Origin of the sequence: Enemella evansiae (assembly GCF_004362375.1) — a bacterium.
Classification (GTDB): Bacteria; Actinomycetota; Actinomycetes; order Propionibacteriales; family Propionibacteriaceae; genus Enemella; species Enemella evansiae.
In genome coordinates this window covers 1-16,426 of sequence record NZ_SNXA01000003.1, presented here as the reverse complement: position 1 = coordinate 16,426, position 16,426 = coordinate 1, and the positions used below count along the sequence as shown (strand labels likewise).

The 16,426-nt window shown below is 68.7% G+C and carries 16 protein-coding genes; 11 read left to right on the top strand and 5 right to left on the bottom strand.

Annotation, left to right across the window (positions count from 1 at the left end):
• Positions 1–209 precede the first annotated feature (209 nt).
• Together C8D81_RS00540 and C8D81_RS00535 are read right to left on the bottom strand one after the other, a co-directional pair.
• Entirely contained in the window at positions 210–1,826 is a 1,617-nt protein-coding gene (locus C8D81_RS00540) for a 13E12 repeat family protein (RefSeq protein WP_133625351.1), read from the bottom strand.
• A 192-nt stretch (positions 1,827–2,018) separates the two neighbouring features.
• On the bottom strand, positions 2,019–2,516 hold the full coding sequence (locus tag C8D81_RS00535) for a sigma-70 family RNA polymerase sigma factor (protein ID WP_166646619.1): 498 nt from the start codon (positions 2,514–2,516) through the stop codon (positions 2,019–2,021).
• 143 nt (positions 2,517–2,659) lie between these two features.
• Here C8D81_RS00535 and C8D81_RS00530 point away from each other — a divergent pair, with 143 nt between their 5' ends.
• Positions 2,660–3,007 carry a HesB/IscA family protein gene (locus C8D81_RS00530; RefSeq protein WP_094356483.1) on the top strand — a complete coding sequence of 116 codons (348 nt, stop codon included), beginning with the start codon at positions 2,660–2,662 and terminating at the stop codon, positions 3,005–3,007.
• 90 nt (positions 3,008–3,097) lie between these two features.
• A complete protein-coding gene (locus tag C8D81_RS00525) occupies positions 3,098–3,868 on the top strand; it encodes a 3-hydroxyacyl-CoA dehydrogenase (protein WP_094431632.1) in 771 nt (256 codons plus the stop codon).
• A gap of 21 nt (positions 3,869–3,889) precedes the next feature.
• Here the strand turns inward: C8D81_RS00525 and C8D81_RS00520 are convergent, their stop codons facing one another.
• Both C8D81_RS00520 and C8D81_RS00515 read right to left on the bottom strand, forming a co-directional pair.
• A complete protein-coding gene (locus C8D81_RS00520; RefSeq protein WP_094431630.1) occupies positions 3,890–5,059 on the bottom strand; it encodes a thiolase family protein in 1,170 nt (389 codons plus the stop codon).
• Between the two features lie 33 nt (positions 5,060–5,092).
• The gene (locus tag C8D81_RS00515) at positions 5,093–6,403 is read right to left on the bottom strand and encodes a mechanosensitive ion channel (RefSeq protein WP_208109049.1); all 1,311 of its coding nucleotides are present in this window, start codon (positions 6,401–6,403) and stop codon (positions 5,093–5,095) included.
• 188 nt (positions 6,404–6,591) lie between these two features.
• Here C8D81_RS00515 and C8D81_RS00510 point away from each other — a divergent pair, with 188 nt between their 5' ends.
• The 8 genes from C8D81_RS00510 (at position 6,592) to C8D81_RS00475 (ending at position 13,848) form a co-directional block, all read left to right on the top strand.
• Positions 6,592–7,644, top strand: coding sequence for an LLM class F420-dependent oxidoreductase (locus C8D81_RS00510; protein WP_094431626.1), 1,053 nt, complete (start codon positions 6,592–6,594; stop codon positions 7,642–7,644).
• 13 nt (positions 7,645–7,657) lie between these two features.
• Positions 7,658–8,434, top strand: a complete 777-nt coding sequence (locus C8D81_RS00505) for an enoyl-CoA hydratase/isomerase family protein (protein WP_094431624.1) — start codon at positions 7,658–7,660, stop codon at positions 8,432–8,434.
• A complete protein-coding gene (gene folP / locus C8D81_RS00500) occupies positions 8,431–9,294 on the top strand; it encodes a dihydropteroate synthase (protein WP_229119591.1) in 864 nt (287 codons plus the stop codon). The genes C8D81_RS00505 and folP overlap by 4 nt, the downstream gene beginning before the upstream one ends.
• A gap of 22 nt (positions 9,295–9,316) precedes the next feature.
• Complete coding sequence (locus tag C8D81_RS00495) at positions 9,317–9,937, top strand: class III extradiol ring-cleavage dioxygenase family protein (protein WP_133625350.1); 621 nt, start codon at positions 9,317–9,319, stop codon at positions 9,935–9,937.
• A gap of 3 nt (positions 9,938–9,940) precedes the next feature.
• Positions 9,941–10,669: a dihydrofolate reductase family protein gene (locus C8D81_RS00490; protein ID WP_094431638.1), complete on the top strand. Its 729-nt coding sequence runs from the start codon at positions 9,941–9,943 to the stop codon at positions 10,667–10,669.
• Between the two features lie 133 nt (positions 10,670–10,802).
• Positions 10,803–11,645 (top strand): aa3-type cytochrome oxidase subunit II, encoded by an 843-nt coding sequence (ctaC, locus tag C8D81_RS00485; RefSeq protein ID WP_229237893.1) that lies wholly within the window; start codon positions 10,803–10,805, stop codon positions 11,643–11,645.
• A gap of 74 nt (positions 11,646–11,719) precedes the next feature.
• The gene (gene ctaD, locus C8D81_RS00480) at positions 11,720–13,438 is read left to right on the top strand and encodes an aa3-type cytochrome oxidase subunit I (RefSeq protein WP_407644060.1); all 1,719 of its coding nucleotides are present in this window, start codon (positions 11,720–11,722) and stop codon (positions 13,436–13,438) included.
• Positions 13,435–13,848 (top strand): cytochrome c oxidase subunit 4, encoded by a 414-nt coding sequence (locus C8D81_RS00475; protein WP_094356493.1) that lies wholly within the window; start codon positions 13,435–13,437, stop codon positions 13,846–13,848. Before ctaD ends, C8D81_RS00475 begins: the two co-directional genes overlap by 4 nt.
• Positions 13,849–13,934: 86 nt before the next feature.
• On the opposite strand, the gene C8D81_RS00470 is transcribed toward C8D81_RS00475, so the two are convergent.
• Entirely contained in the window at positions 13,935–15,239 is a 1,305-nt protein-coding gene (locus C8D81_RS00470) for a DEAD/DEAH box helicase (protein WP_133625348.1), read from the bottom strand.
• A gap of 264 nt (positions 15,240–15,503) precedes the next feature.
• Between C8D81_RS00470 and C8D81_RS00465 the strand changes: the two genes are divergently transcribed.
• Positions 15,504–16,196, top strand: a complete 693-nt coding sequence (locus C8D81_RS00465) for a DUF6766 family protein (RefSeq protein ID WP_094431642.1) — start codon at positions 15,504–15,506, stop codon at positions 16,194–16,196.
• Positions 16,197–16,426 lie beyond the last annotated feature (230 nt).

The window sequence follows — 16,426 nt, the reverse complement described above, 5'->3', positions numbered from 1 at the left end:
TGACCACAACCCCTACAACCACTCCCACCGACGAGTCACGCCGCCGGACGCTCCACCGCGCGTGGCTGAGTCCATTCTCGGACTAGGTCGCGCAGTGACCGTGTCGAGAGGAACCGCGAGGTAGGTTGCTCATCTCGGCACGCTCGGCATTGCTCCGCTTCGCTGCGCATGCCGAGCTACTCGATGAGCGTGCGGAGTCGCTCGGAAAACTAGCCTGGGTTGGGAATCAGGGCAGGTTGGGATTCCGGCGGAGCCGGCTTCTTCGTCTCCTGCTTCGCCCTCTTCTGTTTCGCCGCGTCGGCCTGGTCGCGGGCAGTCTGACGTAGGTCCCGAAGGCGCTGGTTCTTGCGGGCGCGGCGGAGTCGCTCGCGTTCACGAGCTTCATCGGCGGCCTGTTCGGCTTCGGCCTGTTCCTTCTCCAGCTGGGTTCGCCCGTTGCACAGAGTGTCGCGAAGCAGCTTTTCGGTTCGGGAGAGTGAAGCCGCGGGGTCGTTGATCAGGTGGTCGGGTGGTGGATGATTCCAGGTGCCGTAGCTGGTGACCCAGGCTTCCTGCCCGGCCGGTGTTTTCCAGTGGAACACCCCCGGGGAGGGTTGCTCGACCCGGAATCCGGCGTGAGTTCTGGCGCGGTGCGAGGCCCGGTTCAACGGCCCCAGGTTGCCCGAGCTGGTCGGCCCCTCCGGGGCGGGAATGGTGTGATCGAGGTCGATCCCGCGGCCGAACGCACTGCGGTTGGAGCGGGGGAACATCACATATCGGTCGCGCAGTTTGACCCGTTGCGCCAACTCGTCGGAGGGCCGGTAGGTGTTCACCATCACCGGCGCGGCCAAGTCGATCACCGGCCGCACCTTCACGGTGCCAGCGCACTGGGCGAGCAGCTCCTTCAAGTGCTGCAGGGTCACGGGTCCGAGGGCGTCGCCTTCACCACCGCGACGGTTAGCGAGGTCCTTCTGGTGGACGTGCAGGATCAACTCCGCACCGTGACGGCACCGCTCACTGGTGGGGGTGACGATCTCGCCGTGCTTGTTGACCACCTCACCGCCAGGGGTGACGGTGGCGCCGTCGAACAATGAGGGCTGCAGCAGTTGCCGGGCACGGTCGGGATGTGCCAGATGGCCGAGGGCTTCCGCGCGGAGCTCGTCCCTGGACCCGTCGGCACCGCCGGCTTTGAGGACGTCGGCCAACCGATCCAGGGTCCCGTTCAGCTGAGCGGCGTCCCCGGCATCCAGGTTCGCATAGAGGTCGGTGATCCCCGGGGTGTTCCGGTTGGGGGTGAACTCCACCCGGCGCTGCTTCCTCGCGGCCTGGCGTTCGGCTTCCTTGTCGTCGTTGAGCATCAACGCGACCTGAGCCTCGGTGGTCGCGACCGCTCGCTTCGGGGTCAGGGGCACCAGGCGGAGTGACCAGAGGGAATCGAACTCGCGGGCCTGGGTGAAGTTCAGCTGCAGGGCGGCGCGGGAGATGTCGCGGGCGACCCAGACGGGGATGTCGCAGTCGAGGGTGGCCTGCCACAGGATCGGGTGCCGATGGCGAAGATTCAATACGTCGGCGGTCCAGACCTGCGCGGTCTCGGGCGAGCAGCCCAGCGACATCGCGAGTTCGAGGTGGAAGAACTCGGTGATGCCGGGCGTGCCGTCGGCGCCGGGGAAGACGAGTTGTTCACCGTGGAGGACGCGGGCGGTGAGTTCGTCGGTGTGGGTGTTGAGTCCGGAGTAGGTGTCGCAGGCGGCGGCGATCGCGACCAGCCGGTGTGCTTCGGCCTGGGCGATGGTGTCGCTTTCGGCGCGGATCGCTGCGAAGACTTCGGCTCGTTCGTTGGTGGTCATCTTTGGTCACCTCCTCTCGACTGCTACATCCAACATTAGTCATGGTGTTCGAATAACTCAAGAGGTTTGGGGAGATCTTTTCGGGTTCATCTCGACACGGTCGCTGCGCGACCTACTCGATGAACGTGAGGGGTGCGGGGTTCATCTCGACACGGTCGCTGCGCGACCTACTCGATGAACGTGGGGGAGTCCTCACTGCGCGACGCAACTCAGCTCCGACTCCCAGGACAGGTGACGCACCTGGGCCGCGGCGCGTACCGTCGCCAACTCGGAGGCCGACCAGCCCAGCGCAGCGCACAACCCGCGGTCATCCACCGGATGCTCGTCGACCGCCAGCCGGCGTCGCGCCTTCGCCAGCGCCGCCACCCGATCGTGCATGTGCACCGGAAGCCGAATCATCCGCCCCTCGTTGGCGACGGCCCGGTCGATCGCGTGCCGGATCCACCAGACCGCGTAGGTGGAGAACTTGGTGCCGACCGCCGGGTCGTACTTCTCCACCGCCTGCAGCAACCCCAGATTGCCCGCCTGGACCCGATCCTCGAGCGGCAGTGCGGCGTCAGCGGTGACGGCGACCCGCAGCACCAGCGCCCGGTTGTGGCGGACCAGTTCCTCGGTGGCGGCTCGACACTGCTCGGCGCCGGCCCGCACCGCCTCACCCAGGCGTACCTCGTCGTCGGCGGCCCGTGACATTTTTCCCGGCCAGTTCGGCCCAACCCGGAATAACGCACCGAACCGGGCGCTGCCCATGGAAGATGCAAGGGCTGTCCGAGGCGCGAGGTAGAATCTTCCCGAACGACGCGAGCCCAACCCTGGACCTGGATTTGGAGGCCAATATGACCGAGGCGATCAGCACCGAGACCGGCGTCATCCTCACCGACGGAGCTGCCGGCAAGGTGCGTGACCTGCTGGAACGCGAGGGCCGTGAAGACCTGTCGCTGCGTATCGCGGTGCAGCCCGGTGGCTGCTCCGGCCTGCGCTATGAGCTCTACTTCGATGACCGCGCTCTGGACGGCGACGTGCTCCGTGAGTACCACGGCGTCAACGTGGTCACCGACCGGATGAGCGCCCCCTATCTCGGCGGTGCGACCATCGACTTCGTCGACACCATCGAGAAGCAGGGCTTCACCATCGACAACCCCAACGCGGGCGGCTCCTGCGCCTGCGGTGACAGCTTCCACTGAGCCACACCGGCGCCGGACCGAGGCGCCCGAGATCCCTCCCGGGACGATGAGTTAGGTTACTGACCAGTCGTCGACCCGGGAGGGATTTTCATGCAGGTATCGGGCAGGACCGCGCTGGTCACCGGAGGGGCTTCCGGCCTCGGGCTGGCGACGACGAAGCGACTCACCGAGGCGGGTGCCCGCGTCGTCGTCCTCGACCTCGACTCCGACACCGCCCGCGGCAACCTCGCCGAACTCGGCGACGCCGTCACCTTCAGCCCCGGCGATGTCACCAGCGAGGCCGATGTGCAGCGCGCCGTCGACACCGCCGTCGAACTCGGCGACTTCGCGATCGTGCAGAACTGCGCCGGCATCGGTACGCCGGGCCGCGTCTATTCGGCGAAGAAGCAGGAGCCGCACGCGCTCGATCTGTTCCAGCGGGTCATCAACATCAACCTGGTCGGCACCTTCAACGTGATCCGGCTGGCCGCCAAGGCGATCATCGAGCACACCGAGACCGATGCCGAGGACCGCGCGGTGATCATCAACACCGCCTCCGTCGCCGCCTACGACGGCCAGATCGGCCAGGCGGCGTACTCGGCCTCCAAGGGCGGCATCGTCGGCATGACCCTGCCGATCGCCCGCGACCTGGCGCAGTTCCGGATCCGGGTGGTGACGATCGCGCCGGGGCTGTTCTGGACCCCGCTGTTCGCCGGCCTCGATGAGAAGGCGATCGAATCCCTGGGTCAGCAGACCCCGCATCCGGCCCGGCTCGGCGACCCCAGCGAGTACGCCCTGCTGGCGACCCAGATCATGGAGAACCCGATGCTGAACGGCGAGGTGATCCGCCTCGACGGTGCGGTCCGGATGGCGCCGCGCTGACGTATCCCGAGCGGGTACGCCTCAGAGCAGCTCGAGCAGGGTGGCGTTCGCCATCCCGCCGCCCTCGCACATGGTCTGCAGGCCGTATCGGGTGCCGGTGTCGCGCATCTGGTGCACCAGCTGGGTCATGATCCGCGCCCCGGAGGCACCCAGCGGATGCCCGATCGCGATCGCACCGCCGTTCGGGTTCAACCGGGCCGGATCGGCGCCGGTCTCGGCCAGCCAGGCCATCGGTACCGGGGCGAACGCCTCGTTCACCTCATAGATCCCGATCTCATCGAGGCCGACCCCCGAACGCTGCAACAGCTTCGCGGTCGCCGGGATCGGGGCGGAGAGCATCATCACCGGGTCGTCGCCGGCGAGCACCCCGGTGTGGAACCGCGCGATCGGCGTACACCCCAGCTCCTTCGCCTTCGCCGAGGTCATCATCAGCAGCGCGGCCGACCCGTCGGAGATCTGCGAGGCGTTGCCGGCATGCACCGTGCCACCCTCCTCCTCGGGGGTGAACACGGTCTTCAGCTCGGCCAGCGACTCCACCGAGGTGCCCCGGCGCAACCCCTCGTCGACGCTCAGCGATCCACCGTCCGGCAGCGGGACCTCGACGTACTGCCCGGCCAACCGCCCCGCGTCGATCGCGTCGGCCAGCTTGGCGTGCGAGGCCGCCGCGAACTCGTCCTGCGCCTGCCGGGAGAGCTGCCAGCGCTGCGCCATCATCTCGGCACCGATGCCCTGGTTGAACCCCTTGACGTCGTAGCGCTCCAGCAGCTCCGGTGGGTTCGGATTGCCGAGTTCCTTGTCCTTCATGGTGGAGAACATCGGGATCCGGGTCATCGACTCGACACCGCCGGCGACCACCACGTCGTACGCCCCGGAGATCAGTCCGGCGGCGGCGAAGTGCACCGACTGCTGCGAGGACCCGCACTGCCGATCGATCGTGGTCCCCGGCACCGACTCCGGCCAGCCGGCGGTCAGCACCACATTGCGGCCGATGTTCGCGGTCTGCTCGCCGACCTGGGAGACGCACCCCCAGATCACGTCATCGACCAGACCCGGGTCGAGGTCCGCGCGGCGCGCCAGCTCCTGGAGCACCAGCGCGGACAGATTGACCGGATGCACCCCGGCCAGGCTGCCCTTGCGGCGCCCGACCGGGGTGCGTACGGCCTCGACGATGACGGCATCACGATCGCTCATGCCCTCACCGTAGTGGTGACGTGCCGGTTGATGTCAGGGTTGGCGGCGTTCCTCCTGCACCGCGTCGTCCACCTTGCGCTCCAGCTTGTTCAGCTGCCGCGCGGCGGCGTCCCGGCCACCCAGCCCGTAGGCCAGCGCGGCCGCGGCGGCACCGCCGACGACCAGTGCGCCGAAGGCGAGGTTGACGATCGAGTCCGCCAGCCCCATGTATTTCAGACCCATCGCGGCGAACAGCACGATCGTCGCCCACCGCACGATCTGGGCGACCGGGCCGCCACCGATGGTGCGGGCGAGCAGCCCGGCGAGGAAGATGCCGGCCGCGATCACCACGCCGCCGAAGAGCACCCGGCCGCCGAGCGCCAGGATGGCGTTCAGCATCTCGGTGATCTGCGGGAAGTTCAGCATCCGGGTGGCCGCGATGCCGAAGAACAGCACGATCGCGACCTGCACGATCCGGGTGATCACGGTGACCGCGTTCGCGCCGTCGATGCCGAGCTGGCCGATGGTCCGCTCCAGCCCGAAACCGCGCATCATCGAGTCCAGCAGACCGCCGATGAAGCGGGCGATGATCACCCCGATGGCCAGCAGGATGCCGGCGCCCAGGATCAGCGGGATGGCGTCCAGGATCGTCGACAGCATCTGGGTGGCCGGCTCGGAGATGGCCTGGATGGCCAGCACCTGCAGGGCCGCGATCGACATCACCACGATGATCAGCGCGTAGAGGATCTGGCCGACCAGGTTCGAGATCTGCATGCCACCGGCCGGGCCGCCACCGGGACCGCCCGCGGGGCCGCCGGCCGCCGGGCCGCTCGGCATCCGCCGGGTGGCGCCGGTCTCGGGATCGACGGTCGCCGGATCCTGCTGGGCGTACTGGGGATCACCCTGGGCGTACTGACCCCGCTGGGCGGAGCCCTGCGTCGCGCGGCGGCTCAGGCTCTGCAGCCGCTCATCCACCCGGGTGCCGCGCAGTGCGGCGGTCACCAGTTCCCGGACCACCCGGGCCAGCATCACGCCGACGATGAAGATGACGGCAGCCCCCAGCACGCGCGGCAGGGCGCCGAGCACCCCGGCCAGCAGCGACTGGATCGGGCCGAGCACCTGGGTCAGCTCGAACAGGTTGAGGATCGCGGTCAGTCCCAGCAGCCAGACGATCAGCGATCCGACATTGCCCAGCGACTCGGCGAGGGAATGGTTCCCGCCGCCGGAACGCTGCAGCACCTTCACTCGGCCGAGCAGCTTGCTCAGCAGACTCTTGACCACCCGGGCCAGGATCCAGGTGATGATCAGGATCACGATCGCGGCACCGGCCTTGACGGCGATACCGGACCAATCGAAGTTGTTCATGGCCACTCCCTTCTCTGAAATGCACGGTGCGCACCCCCGAAATCGCGTGACTTCGGTCACACGAGCGGTTCAATGCTGGCATCAGGTCTGACCTTTGGAAAGCCCCATATGAAAGGGGCAGCCCGATCGACGGGGGAGCGGGCGAGCGGCGGCTGATAGCCTCACAGCCCCCAGGATCGAGGAGGGTCATGGAGATCGGGATGCCGCTGAATTACAGCGGTGGCTTCCGCGAGGCGGCCGACGAATTGTTGGATTTCGAGGCCGCGGGCCTGGGCATCGTGATGATGCCGGAGGCGTACAGCTTCGATGCGGTGAGCGCGCTCGGATATCTGGCCGCCCGCACCGAACGGGTACGCCTGGCCTCGGGAATCCTGAATGTCTATTCGCGTACGCCGGCGCTGCTGGGGATGACCGCGGCCGGTCTCGACCACGTCTCCGACGGCCGGTTCGTGCTCGGTATCGGCGCCTCCGGCCCGCAGGTGGTCGAGGGCTTCCACGGCCTGCGCTACGACGCCCCGCTGGGGCGTACCCGGGAGGTCGCCGAGATCTGCCGGATGGTCTGGCGGCGGGAACCGCTGCAGTACGCCGGCAAGTACTACACGTTGCCGCTGGATGCGGAACACGGTGGTTCCGGGCTGGGCAAGCCGCTGAAGCTGATCAACCATCCGCTGCGCGAACGGATCCCGATGGTGCTGGCGGCCATCGGGCCGAAGAATGTCGCCCTGGCCGCCGAACTGTTCGAGGGCTGGCAGCCGGTCTTCTTCGCCCCCGAGCATGCCGAGGCCGCCTTCGGTGACTCGCTGGCCGCCGGCCGCGCGAAGCGGGCGCCCGAGCTGGGCGAGCTGCAGATCCTGGTCGACACCACCTGCTGCATCACCGACGACGAACGGTTGCGGGCCAAGGTGCTCGCCGGGGTGCGCGACCACGTGGCGCTCTACGTCGGCGGGATGGGTGCGAAGGGCAAGAACTTCTACAACGCGCTCGCGGTGCGCTACGGCTATGCCGACGCCGCCGCCGAGATCCAGGACCGCTACCTCGCCGGTGACAAGCTGGGCGCGGCCGCGGCGGTGCCGGAGGACCTGCTGCACCAGGTGGCCCTGGTCGGCGACGCCGATCATGTCGCGAAGCGGGTCCGGGCGTTCGCCGACGCCGGGGTGACCACACTCAACGTGCAGCCGATCGCCGGTGACCACGCCGGCCGGGTCGCGACCGTCGAGGCGCTGGCCGCGATGGCCCGCTGATGGGAGGAATCTGATGGCTCTGGTCGACTACGAGTACGCCGACGGCGCGGCCTGGCTGACCCTGGCCGACCCGGACCGCGGCAATCTCGTCACCGCCGACTCCACCGCCGAACTGGCCGCCGCCGTCCGCCGGGCCGACCGCGACCGTGCCCGGGTGATCGTGCTGCGGGCCAGCGGTCGATTCTTCAGCGTCGGTGGTGATCTGGGCAGCTTCGCCGACGCACCGGATCTGCCCGCCCACCTGGACGATCTGGCGACCGCGATGCACCGGGTGATCGCCGACCTGCAGCGCAGCCCCGCGATCGTGGTGACGGTCGTCCAGGGGACGGCCGCCGGCATCGGCTTCCCGCTGGCCGCCGCCGGTGACCTGGTGATCGCGGCCGACACCGCCCGGTTCACCCTCGGCTACACCCGGATCGGGCTGCCCGGGGATGGAGGCACCGGGTTGTTGACCCGCAGCCTCGGCCTGCACCGCACCCTGGCGCTGGTGCTGCTCAACGACCGGTTGACCGCCACCGAGGCCCAGCAGGCCGGTCTGGTGGCGCGGGTCTTCCCGGCCGACGAACTCGACGAGCGGGTCGCCGACCTGGTCGCCGCGCTGGCTGCCGGATCGGCGAGCGCCCAGGCCGCCGCGAAACGGCTGGTACGCAGCGCCGCGGCCGATGACGTGGAGTCCCGGCTGGCGGCCGAGGCCCGGGCGATGACCGCGGCCGGCGGCACGCCGGATGTCCGCGAGGGTGTCGACGCGTTCCTGGGCAAGCGGGAACCGCGTTTCGGGAGCGGCGAGTGAGCCTCCGGCTCGGCCGGCACGAATACGGCCCGCACGCGCGCCTGGTGATGGCGATCGTCAACCGCACCCCCGACTCCTTCTATGACAAGGGCGCCACCTGGGCCGACGCCCGGGCCTTCGACCGGGTCGCCGAGGTGGTCGACCAGGGCGCCGACATCATCGACATCGGCGGGGTGAAGGCCGGCCCCGGTGACGACGTGGAGATCGCCGAGGAGCAGCGCCGGGTGGTCGACTTCACCGCCCGGGTGCGGGCGGCGTACCCGGATCTGGTGATCAGTGTCGACACCTGGCGCGCCGAGGTGGGCCGCGCGGTCTGCGCCGCCGGCGCCGATCTGCTCAACGATGCCTGGGGCGGTGCCGATCCGCGGCTGGCCGAGGTGGCCGCCGAGTTCGATGTCGCGATGGTCTGCGCCCACACCGGCGGCGCCATCCCGCGTACCCGGCCGCATCGCGTCGAATACGAGGACGTGGTCGCCGCGGCGATCGCCGACACCGTGGGCCAGGCCGAGCGTGCGGTCGCCATCGGGGTGGACCGGCGGCGGCTGCTGATCGACCCCGCGCACGACTTCGGCAAGAACTCCTTCCACTCCCTGGAGCTGACCCGCCGGCTCGACGAGCTGGTCGCGACCGGTTGGCCGGTGCTGGTTTCGCTGTCCCACAAGGATTTCATCGGCGAGGCGCTGGACCGTCCCGTCGACCAGCGGCTGATCGGCACCCTGGCCAGCACCGCGGTCTCGGCCTGGCTGGGCGCGAGCGTCTACCGGGTGCACGATGTCGCCGAGACCCGGCAGGTGCTCGACATGGTCTCGGTGATCACCGGCCAGCGACCGCCGGCGCGCGCGATCCGGGGCCTGGCATGAGGGCGCGGCCCGAGGGTGACGCGTGATCAGCGGGGTGGTCTTCTGGCCACAGCCGCCGCTGCTGCTGCCCGAGTACGCCTCGGCGGCCGACCTGGGTGCCGCGGTACGCCGGGCCGCGTTCGAGGCGCTCGCCGCCGTCCGGCCCGAGTCCGGGCCGGTGCTGCTGCTCACCGGTGCCGAACGCTGCGCGCCGCTGGGGGAGCGGGTCGCCCGTGCCCTGCTGCAGCAGGCCGGGGTCGGTGAGCCGGATGCGGTGATCCGGGTAGCGGTCGATGCCGACGCCGCGGCGGTGGCCGAGGCCGCGGACCGGGTGCGCGCGGCCGCGGCCGCGGTCGACGGGCCGGTGACCTTGCTGGTGGCCGGGGACGGTACCGCCCGGGCCAGCGTCGGCGCCCCCGAGCGGGCCGATCTCGAGACCCGGGCCGCCGACGAGCGGATCGCCGCCGCCCTGGCCGCCGCCGACCCGGCGCCGCTGGCCGCGCTGACGGCGAGCGAGGGTGCCGAGTTGCTGATCTCCGGCCGGCTGCCCTGGCAGGCGGCCGCGGCAGCGCTCACCGGGCGGAGGCCGCGGTCGGCGTACGCCTGGTTCGACTGCCCCTACGAGGTGGGTTATCACGTGGCCGCCTGGCGGATGACGGAGTGAGAGATGGCGATTGACCTGCGCACCCTGATGGGACCGGCCGGGCTGCCGGCCGACCTGGATGAGTCCGGGCTGGCCGAGGCGTACGCCTGGCAGGAGGGTGTCCGTGCCCTGATGCTGACCACGATGGACGGGGTGGTGACCGGTTCCGACGGCCGCAGCGGTTCGCTGGGCACCCCGGCCGACCGGGCGGTGTTCGAACTCAACCGGCGGCTGGCCGATGCGATCGTCGTCGGTGCCGGCACGGCCCGCACCGAGGACTACGGCCTGCCCGAGGACGGTCAGCTGCTGGTCGTGGTGAGCCGCCGGGGTGAGCTCCCGGTTCGGTTGCGGACCGAGGCCGCCGAGGTCGCCGAACCGCGGTTGGTGCTCGCGGTCGGTGACGAGGCGGACACCGCGGCCGCCGAGGAGTTGCTGGGTGCCGAGCGGATCTGGCGCTGCCCCGGCCGGAGCGGGGTCGACCCGCGGATGCTGCACCGCAGATTGCGTGATGCTGGTCACCAACGGATCCAGCACGAGGGCGGTCCGGGCCTGCTCACCGGCTGGCTCGCGGCGGGGTTGATCGACGAGCTCTGCCTGACCCAGGTGCCCCGGCTGGCCGGGGCGGGCGTACGCCTGATCTCAGGCCCGGTGGGGGAGGCGAGCTGGTCGCCGGTGCTGCTGCTCGCCGAGGACGGCGCGCTGATCGGCCGGTGGCGTCCGCAGCGGGGCGATTCGACACCCGGTCACGGCTGAATCACGGAGTCCGGGAGCGGCCCCCGCGCCGGTCTGAGCGGTGGTCGATCTGCGATACTGTGGCACACGACCGGCCCAGTCCTGGAAGGGCCGGGAGCGAGGGGGTGTGACAACCCCAGGGAAAGGGCGTGACGTGAGTCTGTTGAGGTCGCTTCCTCGGCGCCGCGTACGGCTGGCCGGAGCTGGTTTGCTCGGCCTGGTCGTCCCCGGCCTGAGCGGTTGTGCTGCCGCTGGTCCCGGGCAGGGACGTCTGTTCGGCCTGCCGCCGGGGAACACCGAGCAGGGACCGCTGATCAGCAACCTGTGGGTCGGCGCGTGGATTGCGTGCCTGGTCGTCGGCGCCATCGTCTGGGGACTGATGTTCTGGGCCTTCGCGCGGTATCGGCGCCGGAACAGCCGTGAGGTGCCGCGGCAGACGCGCTACAACCTGCCGATGGAGATCATGTACACGGTGGTTCCGTTTCTGATCATCGGGGTGCTGTTCTTCTACACGCTGCAGACCCAGGACAAGCTCCTCGCCAAGGAGCAGCCGACCCCTTCGTCCAACACCGTCACGGTCGTCGGACAGAAGTGGTCGTGGACGTTCAACTATTCGGACGCCCAGGTCTGGGAAGCCGGAACCATCGAGCGCACTCCCGATCTGTATCTGCCGGTCAACGAGACCACCACCTTCCAGTTGCGCAGCCCCGATGTGATCCATTCGTTCTGGGTGCCGTCGTTCTACATGAAGATGGACGTCATCCCGGGCCGGAACAACAGCTTCCAGGCGACCCCCAACAAGGAGGGTGTGTTCTCCGGGAAGTGTGCCGAACTGTGTGGCACCTACCACTCCGCGATGCTGTTCAACGTGCACGTGGTGCCGCGCGCCGAATACGACAAGAAGATGGCTGAGTTGCGGGACCGGGGGCAGACCGGGGAGAACCTGGGATCCCAGGGAGCCAACGAATTGGCGCAGGCCAAGAAGGAAGGTGAGTGATGACCACCGCGGAACGGATCTCGGACGCGACCAGCGCTGCTGCTCCTGCGGATCGCGGCCTCGGCGCCGCGATCATGGACATGCTGTCCACGACCGACCACAAGCTGCTCGGCAAGATGTACATGGTCACCGCGTTCATCTTCTTCCTGCTCGCGGGGCTGATGGCGCTCGGTATCCGTGCCGAGCTCGCCTTCCCGGGCATGCAGTTCATGCAGCTGGAGACCTTCAACCAGCTGTTCACCATGCACGGCACGGTGATGCTGCTGATGTTTGCGACACCGATGTTCTCGGGATTCGCGAACGTTCTCATGCCGCTGCAGATCGGTGCCCCCGATGTGGCCTTCCCGCGGCTGAACGCATTCTCCTTCTGGGTGTATGTGGTCGGTTCGTTGATCGTGATGTCCAGCTTCCTCACCCCCGAGGGCCCGGCCTCCTTCGGCTGGACCGCCTACACCCCGCTGTCCAATCGGGTCAACAACCCGGGCGTCGGCGGTGATCTGTGGCTGATGGGCCTCTATCTGGTCGGCCTGTCCTCGATCCTCGGCGCGGTGAACTTCGTCACCACCATCATCCTGCTGCGCGCCCCCGGCATGACGATGTTCCGGATGCCGATCTTCACCTGGAACACCCTGGTCACCTCGATGCTGGTGCTGATGGTGTTCCCGGTGCTGGCCGCCGGCCTGCTGGTGCTGGAGTCGGATCGCCGACTCGGTACCCACGTCTTCGACGCGGCCAACGGCGGACCGATCCTGTGGCAGCACCTGTTCTGGTTCTTCGGTCACCCCGAGGTCTATGTGCTGGCGCTGCCGTTCTTCGGCGTCATCACCGAGATCCTGCCGGTGTTCAGCCGCAAGCCGGTCTTCGGCTATGTCGGTCTGGTTGGTGCGACCCTGGTCATCGCCGCACTGTCGATGGCGGTCTGGGCGCACCACATGTTCGTCACCGGTGCGGTCTCGCTGCCGTTCTTCTCCTTCATGACGATGCTGATCGGGATTCCGACCGGTGTGAAATTCTTCAACTGGATCGGCACGATGTGGCGAGGATCGGTCAGTTTCGACACGCCGATGCTCTGGTCGGCGGGCTTCCTCACCACGTTCCTGTTCGGCGGTCTGACCGGCATCATCCTGGCCTCCCCGCCGATGGACTTCCAGGTCTCCGACACCTACTTCGTGGTCGCGCACTTCCACTACGTGCTGTTCGGCACGGTGGTGTTCGCGATGTTCGGCGGCTTCTACTTCTGGTGGCCGAAGATGACCGGCAAGATGCTGAACGAGACGCTCGGCAAGGTGCACTTCTGGATGCTGTTCGTCGGCTTCCACACCACCTTCCTGGTGCAGCACTGGCTCGGCATCGAGGGCATGCCGCGGCGGTACGCCGACTACCTGCCCAACGAGGGCTTCACGCTGCTGAACCAGATCTCCACGGTCGGCGCGTTCATGCTCGGCATCTCCTTCCTGCCGTTCTTCTGGAACGTCTGGATCACCCGCAAGTCGCCGAAGGTCACCGTCGACGACCCGTGGGGCTGGGGCCGTTCGCTGGAGTGGGCGACCTCCTGCCCGCCGCCGAAGAAGAACTTCAACTCGCTGCCGCGGATCCGCTCCGAGTCGCCGGCCTTCGATCTGCACCACCCGGAGATCGCCGAGATGGAGTACGCCGACAACGGCACCGACAATCTGGCGGACGGGCCCGACGATCGCGGTCGGGCGGGGCTGCTGCGGCAGCGCATCGCGGCCGGCGGCGGTTCGGAAGCCAGTATCGATCCCGATGAGAAGGAGAAGAGGAGCACCCAGTGAGGACCGAGTACAAGATCTTCATCCCGCTGGGCCTGTTCTTCGTCGTCTGCACGGTCGCGTACTACTTCTTCGGCCGGGTCGACGGCGGCCAGCTGGAGTGGGTCGGGCTGGCGGCGCTGGCGCTCACCTCGCTGATGGTGCTGCAGATCGGCGTCTTCCTCTGGGTCACCGCCCGCAAGATGGACCCGCGGCCGGAGGACCGCTCCGATGGCGATGTGGTGGAGGGTGCCGGTGACATCGGTTTCTTCCCGCCGCGCAGCCTGTGGCCGTTCATCGCGGCGGTCACGGCCGGCCTGGTCTTTCTCGGCCCGGTGTTCGGGTGGTGGCTGACCGCTCTCGGTGTCGGCTTCGGCGCCCTGGCGGTGGCCGGCTGGGTCTACGAGTACTACCGCGGTGACTACTCGCACTGAGCCGCGGCGTACCGCCTGACGAACACGGAAACGGCGTCCGACCTTCGGGTCGGACGCCGTTCTTCGTTGTGCGGCAGGGTTTCCGGTCAGCGCCGGCGGCGGCGACGGTTGCGGGAACGGCCCGGGGTGGATCCGGCCTTCGCCTGATCGGCCGGCTGCTGCTTCTGCTTCTGCTGTTTCTGCTGCTTCTGCTGCGGCTGGGGCTGGGCGACCTCGAGCGGGCCGGGGAGGGTGCGCTCACCGGGCGCCAGTTCGGTCAGCGCCGGGTGCTCGATGCTGTCCACCCGGGTCGTGGTCGGCTTGATCCCGGCGGCCCGGACCAGGGCGCGGACGTCGCGCTGCTGGTCGCTGGTCATCAGGGTCACCACGGTGCCGGCGCTGCCGGCGCGCGCGGTACGCCCCGAACGGTGCAGGTAGGCCTTGTGCTCGACCGGCGGGTCGGCATGGATCACCAGCGCGACGTCGTCGACGTGAATGCCGCGGGCCGCGATGTCGGTCGCGACCAATGCGGTGGCCCGGCCCTCGTGAAAGGCGGCGAGATTGCGGGTCCGGGCGTTCTGACCGAGGTTTCCGTGCAACTCGACGGCCGGAACACCGCCATTGTTCAGCTGGCGGGCGAGCGCCTTGGCGCGGTACTTGGTCCGGGTGAAGATGACCGTCCGCCCGGGCGCACTGGCCAGATCGACCAGCACCGGGAGTCGCTGCTCGGAGTCGATGTGCAGCACGTGGTGGGTCATTGCCGCCGGCGGTGCGGTCGCCGAGTCGGCCTCGTGGGTGACGGGGTCGTGCAGGAACTGCTTGGCGAGGCCGTCGATCGCCTTGTCCAGGGTCGCGGAGAACAGCAGCCGCTGACCGCTGGACGGGGTGCGCTGCAGCAGTCGGCGGACCGGCGGCAGGAAGCCGAGATCGGCCATGTGATCGGCCTCGTCGAGGACGGTGACTTCGACCTGGTCGAGGCTGCAGTGGCCCTGTTTGATGAGGTCTTCGAGCCGGCCGGGGCAGGCGAGCACGATGTCGACGCCGTTGCGGAGCGCGGTCACCTGCGGGTTCTGGCCGACGCCGCCGAAGACGGTGCGGGTGGTGAGGCCGGCGGCCTTCGCCAGCGGTGCCAGCGATTCCTCGATCTGGCCGACCAGTTCGCGGGTCGGGGCCAGGATCAGCGCGCGCGGTGCCCGCGGGCGGGCCGGCCGGCCGCCGCTCAGGCGGGCCACCAGCGGCAGCAGGAAGGCGTAGGTCTTGCCGGAGCCGGTGCGGCCACGGCCGAGCACATCGCGGCCGGCGAGGGAGTCCGGCAGGGTGGCGGTCTGGATGGGGGTCGGGTTCTCGATGCCGAAGCCGGTGAGAACGTCGGTCAGGCGTGCGGGCACGCCCAGGTCAGCAAAGCTGGTCAAGGGAGATCAATCGCATTCTGTAGGAATCGTCTCGCCGACGGTCTGGCACCCGGGCTCGGGGCGGACCTCACATGGAGCCGATGCGACCCGAGAAACCGGGAGGCAGTGCTGCGACATGCGGACAACTCGCGGCGAGAGCACGACGAGTTATGGGTCCAACCTATCGCATCTGCCAAGCCGGAGCCGAATCGTGCGCTCGGAGAAGGGATCGACTGAGTGGGGGTGGATGGGGTACCACGGGAGGAACGTCAGTGAGGAGCCGAGATGAGCCCAGCCAATGACGGCATGGAGCGAACACGACGGCCGTGGTTCCGTGACCACGGCCTGCTACTGGCCAATCTGATCCTGTTCGCGATCTTCTTCGGCGGCATGATTCTGAGCGGTGCGGCCGCGTACGACGCCGATCAGGTCAGACACGGCCAACCGGCCACCGGGTTGCTGGCCTATCTGATGAGCAGTGATTTCGTCGAGGCCACCTTCGAGAACTGGGAGAGCGAGTTCCTGCAGATGGGTGCCTATGTGGTGCTCACCGCGCACCTGTTCATGCGTGGTTCGTCGGAGTCGAAACCGAGTGATCAGGCCGCCGAGCAGGACGAGGACCCGGCCGGGCACCGGGATGATCCGGATGCGCCCTGGCCGGTGCGTCGCGGTGGCTGGTGGCTGTGGGTGTACGAGCGGTCGTTGGCGATCCTGTTCGGGGTGCTGTTCTTCGGGTCGATGTTGGCGCACGCCCTCGGCGGGTCGGCGGCCTACAACGAGGTGCTGTCGGAGCATGGCCTGCCCGAGCTGAGCTGGTGGGCCTATCTGGGGACCGCGCAGTTCTGGTTCGAGTCCTTCCAGAACTGGCAGTCGGAGTTCCTCGCGGTCGCGGTCATCGTCGGCGCGTCGGTCTACCTGCGGCATCGCGGTTCGGCGGAATCCAAACCGGTAGCACCGCACTCCGCGACCGGCGGGTGACGAGCGAAGGGGGAGTGGCATGTACGAGCGTGTGTCTCACGTTCCTCGAGTAGGTCGCGCAGCGACCGCGTCTCTCACGTTCCTCGAGTAGGTCGCGCAGCGACCGTGTCGAGAGGTGCGGGGGGTGGTTGCTCATCTCGACACAGTGAGGATGGTGGTGGGGGTCCGGTGGCCTTGGGGATGATGTCTTTGGGGTCTGGGTTGTTCGTTTGACCGATCTCGACACTGGC